The following is a 9,611-nucleotide window of genomic DNA, read 5'->3' on the forward strand; positions in this document are numbered from 1 at the left end:
CACAATTTGAAAGAGAAAATAATGCCAATCAAGAATCTTGTTGTTGGTAATATACTGACTAATCGAGAGTTAATGGATCGGTTTAAAGTGTCAAACTCCGGAGGAATGAGAAGGGGCCATCAAACTAACTCTCTCGTTTTAGTCCATAACACGACTTCTTCCACAACAGATTCTATTTATCATGATGAATGGAAGGTTGTTAATGGTAAGAGAATTCTGCACTACACTGGTATGGGGCAAGTTGGTGACCAAGATATTAATTTCTCACAAAATAAGACTCTCTCTGAGTCAAATATGAATAACGTAGACATCTACCTTTTTTCTAATGATGCACCTAATAGCTATAAATACGAAGGAAAGGTTAGATTATCTAGTTCTCCATATTCTGCGCAACAGGAAGACAAAAACGGAGAGCTTAGGAAGGTTTATGTTTTCCCATTAGAGTTAATCTGATAGCAAACGTAGGTGACCCGTTAAACCAAAAAGAGGCCGTCTGAAAGTCCAAAGACTTCCTCAGATGACCTATAAAGCCACAATCTCCAAATCTAGAGTGTAAACCATGAACGACCAAGAGCTAGACCTTGATAATTTGGATGCCCTACTCGAAGACTTCGATGGCATCACCGTAGAAGGCGGTACCGACCCCGAAAACAACGATGACGGTTGCGAAGGCGGTGCGTGCAAAATTTAGCCACCCCGTTTGAGCTTCGCAGAAACTCCGTTTCAGGTAGCCCCAGCCCCATCACAAACCATCATAATTTTTAATAAGGAAACACATCATGGCATACAGCGACAAAGTCATCGACCACTACGAAAACCCCCGCAACGTCGGCACACTTGATAAAGACGACAACAATGTTGGCACCGGCATGGTGGGCGCGCCCGCCTGCGGCGACGTAATGCGTCTGCAAATCAAAGTGAACGACGAGGGCATCATCGAAGACGCCAAATTCAAAACCTATGGCTGTGGCTCCGCCATCGCTTCTTCCAGCCTGATTACCGAGTGGGTCAAAGGCAAAAGCCTGGATGACGCGCTGGCGATTAAAAACAGCGAAATTGCCGAAGAATTGGAACTGCCGCCCGTGAAAATCCACTGCTCGATTTTGGCGGAAGACGCGGTGAAAGCCGCCGTGGCGGATTATAAAAAGAAAAAAGGCGCGTAATATGGCCGGCGGCTGGGCGCCCGACGGCGCGGAACAGGCGCAAATCGACGCCAATTTAGATGACGCATTGGCTGCCGCCCGGCAAAACCTGCCCTCCGGCAAAAGCGCCCGCGAATGCGCCGAATGCGGCGGGCCGATTCCCGAAGCCCGCCGCCGCGCCCTGCCCGGCGTGCAGTTGTGCATTGCCTGCCAAGAAGAGGTCGATAAACAACAGCAATTCCGCTCCGCCTACAACCGGCGCGGTAGCAAGGACAGCCAGCTGAAATAGGCTACCTGAAACTGATGGTTTCAGCGCAACCGAATTTTCCGGCAACGCGCCTGCGCCGACATCGATGCCGTGTATGACCGGTTCACTGCCTGACGGTTTTCAGGTAGCCTGCCCCAAAAAACCTGCCGATACCAACACGGAACAAACCCATGTTTACCCTCGAAGAAACCCAATCCCTGCTCGCCGAAAAAGGCATCGGCAAAACCGTGCTGCAACGCTTGCAGCAAATGGGCTTGGACGACGTGGCCAAACTGGCCGCCGCCGATGTGGACGATATGCTGCAACAGGGCGCGGCGCTCACCGGCAGCACCTGCTGGAAAAACAGCCCGCAGGCACGCGCCGCCATGCAGGCCGCCGTGAGCTGGGCAAAGCGGCAGCAGGCGGCAAAGTAAGGCTACCTGAAAATAAGTGGGTTAAAAGCAGCGAGCCTCAGGGCGTGCAGGCAGTACGTCAAGGCGGGTCAACGCCCTTGCATGGCGATTTTAATCCGCTATATCCGCCGCTCGAACAACGAGGCCTTATGCAAACAAATTGCTTCTTCCAATCCCTACCGTATTGCTGCTGGTTGGTTGTGCCGTCTCCGTCGGCAACCTACCCGCGCTCACGGCGGAAAATGAAGAGAGCCTGCGGATGTGCGAAAAACAGCATGCCTGCATCCTCCCGCCGCTGCCGGAAGGCCTGCTCGACGGCAAATACCGTTGGCCGCCCGGGGGAGATAGACAGGTCGTGATCAAAAACGTCCGGCTCCCGCAGTTGGAAATATTCCATCCAAACGGCAGAGTCCGCACCCGGCACAGCTATAACGCACAGGGCGAGATTGAAGGTTGGTCGAACGGCTACCTGTCGGACGGCACATTGCGCCTGCGCCTGCTCTACCGGAACGGCACTGTTACCCGCCTGCAGGCATACAACCGGGCAGGCCGTTTGGAAAAAGACGAAATCATCGACTGCGCCGCCCGCACGAGAACGCCAGTGGCGGTACGGCCGGATAGCGCTAAACCTTAATCGAAAGGCTGCCTGAAACCCTGATACTGTTTTTCAGGTAGTCTCTTCAAAAATCGAAAACAAAGGAAACCCCATGATTACACTCACACCAAACGCTGCCGACCATATCCGCAGCTTCCTCACCAAGCGCGGCAAAGGCGAAGGTATCCGCATCGGCGTGAAAACCAGCGGCTGCTCCGGCATGGCCTATACGCTGGAATTTGCCGACGAAATCCTGCCTGATGATTTGGTATTTGAAGGGCATGGCGTGAAAGTGTTTGTTGATCCAAAAAGCCATGTGTATCTCGACGGCACCGAACTGGACTTCACCAAAGAAGGCTTGCAGGAAGGCTTTAAGTTCGCCAACCCGAACGTGAAAAACGAATGCGGTTGCGGCGAAAGCTTTAATGTTTGAGCCCTTGGATTAGCGCATCAGAAGGCTACCTGAAACCCCGATTGTGGTTTTCAGGTAGCCTTATCGGCTACAATGCGGCCGTTTCTTTGATTGGGATTGATGATGGCAACCCGTTCCAAATCCTCCAAAAGTTGGTTGAACGAGCACGTGAACGACCCCTATGTGCATCAGGCGCAAAAAGACGGCTACCGTGCCCGGGCGGCATACAAATTGCTGGAAATCAACGAAAAAGACAAGTTGATTAAAAACGGCACGGTGCTGGCCGATTTGGGCAGCGCACCGGGCAGCTGGTCGCAGGTGGCGGTTAAGCTGGCGGGGGCGCAGGGCAGGGTGTTTGCCCTGGATATTTTGCCGATGGAGCCGATTGCCGGTGTATCGTTTATCCAAGGCGATTTCCGCGAAAACGAGGTGCTGGAGGAGTTGGAAAACCTGCTCGAAGGCCGCGCACTAGACCTTGTAATTTGCGATATGGCACCCAATATGTCGGGCAATGCGGTAACCGATCAGGCGCGCAGCTATGTTTTGTGCGAGCTGGCCCTGGATTTTGCCGCCGAGCATCTGAAAACCGGCGGCAATATGCTGGTGAAAGTGTTTCAGGGCGCGGGTTTTCAGGAATATATGCAGGCCATGCGCGGGGTGTTTGCCCAAGTGCAGGTGCGCAAGCCCAAGGCCTCGCGCAGCCGTTCCAGCGAGGTATATCTGCTGGGCAGGAATAAGCGGTAATCAGCAAAGTGCTGGTTATCATCTGTTTTTTATTTGTGGCATTTTATATAGTTAGGAGCTTGTTACCGTGCGTAACACCATGAGGACGATTTTGGTTTGGCTGTTTCTGGCCGGGGTGCTGCTTGCCTCGGCCCAAACGTTGCTAGGCAAGAGGGAAGACAAACAGCTAATCAACTATTCGCAGTTTATCCAGCAGGTAAACAAAGGCGAAGTGGCCAAGGTGGATATTGAAGGCACGCTGCTGAGTGGTTATGTGATCAAAGGCGAGCGCACCGACAAATCCAAGTTCTACACCAATGCGCCGATGGACGACAAACTCCTGACGATGCTGCAGGATAAAAATGTTGATTTCCGCTACATTCCCGAAGAAAAGCCCGGTCTGTGGAGCAATATTTTCTTTACCAGCCTGTTGCCGGTATTGTTGCTGATTGGCGCTTGGTTCTACTTTTTGCGTATGCAAAACGGCGGCGGGGGCAAAGGCGGGGCGTTTTCCTTCGGTAAAAGCCGTGCCCGGCTGCTGGATAAAGATGCCAACCGCGTAACCTTTGCCGATGTGGCCGGTTGCGACGAGGCGAAAGAAGAAGTGCAGGAAATCGTGGACTATCTCCAAGCGCCGAACCGTTATCAGAGTTTGGGCGGCCGTGTGCCGCGCGGAATTTTGCTGGCCGGTAGTCCGGGTACGGGTAAGACCTTGCTGGCCAAGGCGATTGCCGGCGAAGCAGGCGTGCCGTTTTTCAGCATCTCCGGCTCGGATTTTGTGGAAATGTTCGTGGGCGTGGGTGCTTCCCGCGTGCGCGATATGTTTGAGCAGGCCAAGAAAAATGCGCCTTGTATCATCTTTATCGATGAAATCGATGCCGTGGGCCGCCAGCGTGGTGCCGGTTTGGGCGGCGGCAACGATGAACGCGAACAAACCTTGAACCAGCTCTTGGTGGAGATGGATGGTTTTGAAAGCAATCAGACTGTTATCGTGATTGCCGCTACCAACCGACCGGACGTGCTCGATCCGGCTTTGCAGCGCCCCGGCCGTTTCGACCGCCAAGTGGTGGTGCCGCTGCCCGATATCCGCGGTCGCGAGCAGATTTTGAAAGTGCACGCCAAACGAGTGCCACTTGATGCTTCGGTGGATTTGGTATCGCTGGCGCGCGGCACACCCGGTTTTTCCGGCGCGGATTTGGCCAACTTGGTGAATGAGGCTGCACTGTTTGCCGGTCGTCGCAATAAAATCAAAGTCGATCAGAGCGACTTTGAAGATGCCAAAGACAAAATCTATATGGGCCCCGAGCGGCGCAGCATGGTGATGCACGAAGACGAGAAACGCGCCACCGCTTATCACGAAGCCGGCCATGCCATCGTGGCCGAGAGCCTGCCGTTTACCGATCCGGTGCATAAAGTAACCATTATGCCGCGCGGCCGTGCGCTGGGCTTGACCTGGCAGCTGCCGGAGCGCGACCGCATTTCGATGTATAAAGACCAAATGCTCAGCCAGCTGGCCATCCTGTTTGGCGGACGCATTGCCGAAGATATTTTTGTCGGCCGCATTTCCACCGGCGCGTCCAACGATTTCGAACGCGCCACGCAGATAGCGCGCGAAATGGTGACGCGCTATGGCATGAGCGAAAAAATGGGTGTGATGGTGTATGCCGAAAATGAAGGCGAAGTGTTCCTTGGCCGCAGCATTACCCGCTCGCAGCATATTTCTGAGAAAACCCAGCAGGATGTGGATGCCGAAATCCGCCGCATTTTGGACGAGCAATATGCGGTGGCCTACAAAATTTTGGATGAAAACCGCGACAAGATGGAAACCATGTGCAAAGCCTTGATGGAATGGGAAACCATCGACCGCGATCAAGTGCTGGAAATCATGGAAGGCAAGCAGCCCAGCCCACCGAAAGACTATAGCCACAATGTGCGTGGCGAAAATGGTGCTGATGCGGGCAATACTGAGGTAGCAGATGCGGGTGAAACCGATCAGCCAGTTGGCGAACCTGCTCTGGCTTTGGCAGATGAAGTAGCCGAGCAAGATCAAATTGCCACTCCGTTGAACACGCAGACTGCAGAGGAAGCGGAGCAGCAAGAGGCCGCTGCCGACAAACAGCCTTGAAATTACGGTGTATATTTCTCTACCCACACGTCCGATGAAAGGAAAAGCAATGAGCCAAAACGAAAACCTTCAGCCTGAAGCTGCCGATAACAATGCACCACAAGTGCAGGAGGACATCGAGCTGAAGGTGCTTAACAATGCCGACAGTAATAATGGTGAGACCACCGAAAGCGGCTGCTGCGGCGTTTGTGGCGGCTAAGTTTGATTGGTTCTTTTGACAAAGAAGGCTACCTGAAAGCAGGTTTTGCACGTGTCTGCGAAGCCTGGATTTTCAGGTAGCCTTTTTAATCTTACTGTCGAACGGCACTCAGCCCTTATCCTTGCCGCCTGGCGGCCATGCGCTTGCCGATGATGTGCAGTTCGGCTTCGGGAATTTTTTGGTCGCCTAGGTCGAACAGCTGCTCTTCGCGCGGAATGTGGAAGTCGTAGCCGGCAGTGAAGCGGGCGATGAGTTCGAGGTTGAGCGGTGTGCCGTTGGAGAGGGAGGCCAGGTGTTGGTTGAGCAAATCCCAGCTGCTGTGCAGGGATTGGTGTTCGCTTTCCAATTCTTGGATCAGCGCCTTGGCTTCGGGGGCGTATTGCAGCAGCAGGGGAAAGAAATCTTCTTCTTCGTCTTGGTGGTGCAGCGGGGCGGCTACGTTGAAATAGTGACGGATTTGGGTAACGGCTTGTTCGACTACTGTGTTGTAGCCGTGCTGTTGCAGATAGTCGGGCAGGGCGTGCAGCTGGCTGCAGAAGCGTTTTACTTTGCCGTGGCAGGCGCGCAGCATGGCGGTGGGCTGCTCGAAGGTAACGGAACGGGTATTGAATAAGTCCATGATGTGTATTGTTGAGGCTACCTGAAAAGCAAAATGCTGCCGTAATACGGCAGCAGTGTCAATGTGTGGGTAGGGTTTGCCGGGCTGGTAGCCCAGCGGCGGCAAGGTAGCTATTGCAGGCTGTTTTTGCCGGCAGCAGCCTGATGGTTTTCACTGTGGTTGCCTAGGTAGGAAACGGCCAAGTCGGCGCAGCAGCCGCAGCAGGTGGCCACGCCCAAGGCGTTTTGCAGGTCGGTAAGGCTGGTGGCTCCAGCGGCAACCGTTTCTTTGATTTGGCGGTCGGAAATGGCATTACAAACGCAAACAAACATGGGTGCGCCCCCCTTGAAAATAGTTGTTCTATTGATAATCAGTATTATTGGTGTATGGTAATGGAAACCAATTAGCCTGGCAATAGGTTTTTTATTTAATAAAAGAGAAGGTTGGGCAATTATGTTGCAATAGTGGTTTCAGGTAGCCTGATGGTGGTGCATCGGTTTGCACGACCAGGCTTGGGGCATAAGTTTCGCTGCCTACTGGCGCTTTATAGTAAAATGCGGCCACTTTTTTATCTGTTGGGTAATGATGAATATGAAAGAAGTTTCGTGGTTCCGGCTGTGGCCGTATGCTTTGCTGGCTGCTTTGGTGGTGGTGTTGGATCAGTGGAGCAAGCTGTGGGTGTTGGATCATATTGTGTATAACTGGCGCGAGCCGGTGATCGAGGGTTTTTTCGATTTGACGCATGTGTACAACCCGGGTGCGGCGTTTAGTTTCTTGGCCGGTGCTTCTGGCTGGCAGAAATACCTGTTTGCCGGCTTGGCAGCGGTGGTAACGCTGTATTTGGCATTGGGTATCCGTTCGGGGAAATTCGGCCGCTTGGGCGATGTGGCGGCAGCGATGATTATCGGCGGTGCTATCGGCAATGTTATCGACCGCATCAACTACGGCCATGTCATCGATTTCTTGTTGTTTTATTGGAATAATCACTACTATCCGGCATTTAATGTGGCCGATAGTTTTATCTGTATTGGCGCAGCATTGTTCGTAATTGACGGTTTCCGTCATGGCAAGCGTAATCAGGCTACCTGAAAGCGTCAGCTTCAGTGATAGCTAGACCAACCACACTCAGAGGAAAAAACATGGCGAAAACCATTATGCTGGCCAATCCGCGCGGCTTTTGCGCGGGGGTGGACCGTGCCATCAATATTGTGGAGCGGGCATTGGAGCTGTTTGGCGCGCCGATTTATGTGCGGCACGAAGTGGTGCACAATAAGTTCGTGGTAGACAATTTGCGCGCCAAAGGAGCCATTTTTGTGGAGGAATTGGTGGAGGTGCCGCCCGGCGCCACGCTGATTTATTCGGCACACGGCGTATCCAAGGCGGTGCAGGAGGAAGCGGCGGAGCGCGGTTTTCGTGTGTTTGATGCTACTTGCCCACTGGTTACCAAGGTGCACCGCGAAGTGGCGCGCTTGGATGGGCATGGCTATCAAATCATCATGATCGGCCATGCCGGCCACCCGGAAGTGGAGGGCACCATGGGGCAGCTGCCGCCGGGCAGCATACTGTTGGTGGAAACAGTGGCGGATGTGGCTGATTTGGAAGTACGCAATCCAGATAAGTTGGCGCACGTGAGCCAAACCACGCTGTCGATTGATGAAACCAAAGGAATCATCGATGCGCTGCGGGCGCGTTTCCCCAATATCCGTAGCCCACACAAGGAAGACATTTGCTATGCCACCACTAACCGCCAAGAGGCGGTGAAGCAGCTGGCGGCAGCCAGCGATGTGGTGGTGGTGGTGGGCTCGCCCAATTCTTCTAATAGCAACCGTTTGCGCGAAGTGGCCGCACAACATGGCGTGGATGCTTATATGGTGGACAATGTAGGCTACCTGAAAAAGGAATGGTTTGTCGGCAAAGAACGAGTAGGGATTACGGCTGGAGCCTCCGCACCGGAGGTGCTGGTGCAAGAGGTGGTGGACACCGTGCACAGTTGGGGCTTTGAAACGGTGCGGGAAGGCGAAGGGGAAGAAGAGAGTATTGTGTTTGTGCTGCCCAAAGAGCTGCGTGAGTGAGCGGGGGCAGATTTAAAGCAAGTGATATAGCAAAAGGCTACCTGAAAAGTTTCAGGTAGCCTTTTGTTTGGTATGGAAAGGGCATGGAGGGTTCGATTTAAACCGGTGCAGTGTTGTTTGCGCAGACCACAGCCTCTTTGCGGCTCGTCACCTGGCGCTGATTGGAGTGGAATCCACTAAGCTTTAGCCATACAAAGCATGTAGGAAAAAAGCAGGCTACCTGAAAAATCAAGCAGCCTAAAAGAACAGCTAGAGAGTAACTTTTACTGGGCGCAGATGCTTTCGATAGCCTGTGGGATATCGCCGGCACAAGCCCAAATCAACTGGCCTTGCGATTGCATCGGCAGCAAGAGAACCGCACGATCGGCAGTGCTGCCGGCCGGGATAGCGGTAATCGCGCCTTGGCTGAGGGTAATGCTCTGCCAGAATGCTTTCTGACCGGCGGGCACATCGATTGCTTCGTTGATTTCATTTAAGCGAGTGCCTTTGGCCAAGCGGGTTTCCACCCATACCTTCGCCATATTCAGCGCCTCAACGGCTTGCGGATCGGTGATGGTGGGGGCAGCAGGTGCCTGCGGGGCAGTTGCGCCCATACCGCCTTCAGCGGCCGGCTCGGCCAAGCCGACCATGGATTTTGCTTGCTCGATGATTTCCGGGTTCATATAGGCATAAACACCGCCGCCCACCAGAATCAGAGCCAGCAGCAGACCGACTGCGCGCGATGCGCCGCCGCCACTACTGCCGCTGCGTTTGCTGCGGGATTTGTTGTTACGGGATAATTTTCTCACTGCTGTAGCCATTGTATTTAGTGTCCTAATAATTGTTGGGATAGTTTAGATAGGTAGAAAAAGAAATTTCGATAGTGAATAAGCATAAAGCGTGCCAAAGTTTGATATTGGATTAGATTTGGCTTGATTAATTGCTATTTTGATTGTTATTTGTTGTTATATATGTGAATTTTTATGGTTGAGATGCGAGTGCGACGGAAAGGGCTACCTGAAAACGCTGTAAAGTTTCTGCAAAGCTAAAATGTAGAAACCCGTAGCGTTGTTTACAGTATTTCCAGGAGAATACTGAAACATGAA

The 9,611-nt window shown here is 53.0% G+C and carries 15 protein-coding genes; 12 read left to right on the top strand and 3 right to left on the bottom strand.

Going from position 1 to position 9,611, the window contains the following annotated elements; translation table 11 throughout:
• Positions 1-21 precede the first annotated feature (21 nt).
• The 10 genes from ACO6EE_RS09495 to ACO6EE_RS09540 all read left to right on the top strand — a co-directional run bounded on the left by ACO6EE_RS09495 (position 22) and on the right by ACO6EE_RS09540 (position 5,856).
• A complete protein-coding gene (locus tag ACO6EE_RS09495; protein WP_485960780.1) occupies positions 22-453 on the top strand; it encodes an SRA domain-containing endonuclease in 432 nt (143 codons plus the stop codon).
• A 106-nt stretch (positions 454-559) separates the two neighbouring features.
• Positions 560-691 carry a hypothetical protein gene (locus ACO6EE_RS09500; RefSeq protein ID WP_255361152.1) on the top strand — a complete coding sequence of 44 codons (132 nt, stop codon included), beginning with the start codon at positions 560-562 and terminating at the stop codon, positions 689-691.
• 88 nt (positions 692-779) lie between these two features.
• On the top strand, positions 780-1,163 hold the full coding sequence (iscU, locus tag ACO6EE_RS09505; RefSeq protein ID WP_023887211.1) for a Fe-S cluster assembly scaffold IscU: 384 nt from the start codon (positions 780-782) through the stop codon (positions 1,161-1,163).
• 1 nt (position 1,164) lies between these two features.
• Entirely contained in the window at positions 1,165-1,431 is a 267-nt protein-coding gene (locus ACO6EE_RS09510; protein ID WP_485960781.1) for a DksA/TraR family C4-type zinc finger protein, read from the top strand.
• 149 nt (positions 1,432-1,580) lie between these two features.
• On the top strand, positions 1,581-1,823 hold the full coding sequence (locus tag ACO6EE_RS09515; protein ID WP_485960782.1) for a recombinase RecA: 243 nt from the start codon (positions 1,581-1,583) through the stop codon (positions 1,821-1,823).
• A 139-nt stretch (positions 1,824-1,962) separates the two neighbouring features.
• Complete coding sequence (locus ACO6EE_RS09520; RefSeq protein ID WP_485960783.1) at positions 1,963-2,436, top strand: toxin-antitoxin system YwqK family antitoxin; 474 nt, start codon at positions 1,963-1,965, stop codon at positions 2,434-2,436.
• A gap of 73 nt (positions 2,437-2,509) precedes the next feature.
• Complete coding sequence (gene iscA / locus ACO6EE_RS09525) at positions 2,510-2,830, top strand: iron-sulfur cluster assembly protein IscA (RefSeq protein ID WP_126983920.1); 321 nt, start codon at positions 2,510-2,512, stop codon at positions 2,828-2,830.
• A 102-nt stretch (positions 2,831-2,932) separates the two neighbouring features.
• Positions 2,933-3,553 carry an RlmE family RNA methyltransferase gene (locus ACO6EE_RS09530; RefSeq protein WP_023887205.1) on the top strand — a complete coding sequence of 207 codons (621 nt, stop codon included), beginning with the start codon at positions 2,933-2,935 and terminating at the stop codon, positions 3,551-3,553.
• 79 nt (positions 3,554-3,632) lie between these two features.
• Positions 3,633-5,657: an ATP-dependent zinc metalloprotease FtsH gene (gene ftsH / locus ACO6EE_RS09535; RefSeq protein ID WP_485960790.1), complete on the top strand. Its 2,025-nt coding sequence runs from the start codon at positions 3,633-3,635 to the stop codon at positions 5,655-5,657.
• Positions 5,658-5,706: 49 nt separating this feature from the next.
• Positions 5,707-5,856: a hypothetical protein gene (locus ACO6EE_RS09540; RefSeq protein ID WP_164726893.1), complete on the top strand. Its 150-nt coding sequence runs from the start codon at positions 5,707-5,709 to the stop codon at positions 5,854-5,856.
• A 115-nt stretch (positions 5,857-5,971) separates the two neighbouring features.
• On the opposite strand, the gene ACO6EE_RS09545 is transcribed toward ACO6EE_RS09540, so the two are convergent.
• Entirely contained in the window at positions 5,972-6,475 is a 504-nt protein-coding gene (locus ACO6EE_RS09545) for a hemerythrin domain-containing protein (protein WP_485960784.1), read from the bottom strand.
• Positions 6,476-6,585: 110 nt separating this feature from the next.
• Positions 6,586-6,786: a (2Fe-2S)-binding protein gene (locus ACO6EE_RS09550; RefSeq protein WP_485960785.1), complete on the bottom strand. Its 201-nt coding sequence runs from the start codon at positions 6,784-6,786 to the stop codon at positions 6,586-6,588.
• A 250-nt stretch (positions 6,787-7,036) separates the two neighbouring features.
• Here ACO6EE_RS09550 and lspA point away from each other — a divergent pair, with 250 nt between their 5' ends.
• Positions 7,037-7,543 carry a signal peptidase II gene (lspA, locus tag ACO6EE_RS09555; RefSeq protein ID WP_485960786.1) on the top strand — a complete coding sequence of 169 codons (507 nt, stop codon included), beginning with the start codon at positions 7,037-7,039 and terminating at the stop codon, positions 7,541-7,543.
• Positions 7,544-7,593: 50 nt separating this feature from the next.
• On the top strand, positions 7,594-8,526 hold the full coding sequence (gene ispH / locus ACO6EE_RS09560) for a 4-hydroxy-3-methylbut-2-enyl diphosphate reductase (protein WP_485960787.1): 933 nt from the start codon (positions 7,594-7,596) through the stop codon (positions 8,524-8,526).
• Between the two features lie 263 nt (positions 8,527-8,789).
• Here ispH and ACO6EE_RS09565 read toward each other — a convergent pair whose 3' ends face one another.
• The gene (locus ACO6EE_RS09565) at positions 8,790-9,314 is read right to left on the bottom strand and encodes a hypothetical protein (protein ID WP_485960788.1); all 525 of its coding nucleotides are present in this window, start codon (positions 9,312-9,314) and stop codon (positions 8,790-8,792) included.
• Positions 9,315-9,611: the final 297 nt, after the last annotated feature.

The organism is Eikenella sp. (genome assembly GCF_057315495.1).

Bases quoted from the DNA above. Each gene is read 5' to 3' on its own strand.
- ACO6EE_RS09550 (WP_485960785.1), bottom strand. From the start codon at position 6,786: ATGTTTGTTTGCGTTTGTAATGCCATTTCCGACCGCCAAATCAAAGAA.
- ACO6EE_RS09500 (WP_255361152.1), top strand. From the start codon at position 560: ATGAACGACCAAGAGCTAGACCTTGATAATTTGGATGCCCTACTCGAA.
- lspA (WP_485960786.1), top strand. From the start codon at position 7,037: ATGATGAATATGAAAGAAGTTTCGTGGTTCCGGCTGTGGCCGTATGCT.
- ispH (WP_485960787.1), top strand. From the start codon at position 7,594: ATGGCGAAAACCATTATGCTGGCCAATCCGCGCGGCTTTTGCGCGGGG.
- iscA (WP_126983920.1), top strand. From the start codon at position 2,510: ATGATTACACTCACACCAAACGCTGCCGACCATATCCGCAGCTTCCTC.
- ACO6EE_RS09540 (WP_164726893.1), top strand. From the start codon at position 5,707: ATGAGCCAAAACGAAAACCTTCAGCCTGAAGCTGCCGATAACAATGCA.
- ftsH (WP_485960790.1), top strand. From the start codon at position 3,633: ATGAGGACGATTTTGGTTTGGCTGTTTCTGGCCGGGGTGCTGCTTGCC.
- ACO6EE_RS09545 (WP_485960784.1), bottom strand. From the start codon at position 6,475: ATGGACTTATTCAATACCCGTTCCGTTACCTTCGAGCAGCCCACCGCC.
- ACO6EE_RS09515 (WP_485960782.1), top strand. From the start codon at position 1,581: ATGTTTACCCTCGAAGAAACCCAATCCCTGCTCGCCGAAAAAGGCATC.
- ACO6EE_RS09510 (WP_485960781.1), top strand. From the start codon at position 1,165: ATGGCCGGCGGCTGGGCGCCCGACGGCGCGGAACAGGCGCAAATCGAC.
- ACO6EE_RS09495 (WP_485960780.1), top strand. From the start codon at position 22: ATGCCAATCAAGAATCTTGTTGTTGGTAATATACTGACTAATCGAGAG.
- ACO6EE_RS09530 (WP_023887205.1), top strand. From the start codon at position 2,933: ATGGCAACCCGTTCCAAATCCTCCAAAAGTTGGTTGAACGAGCACGTG.
- iscU (WP_023887211.1), top strand. From the start codon at position 780: ATGGCATACAGCGACAAAGTCATCGACCACTACGAAAACCCCCGCAAC.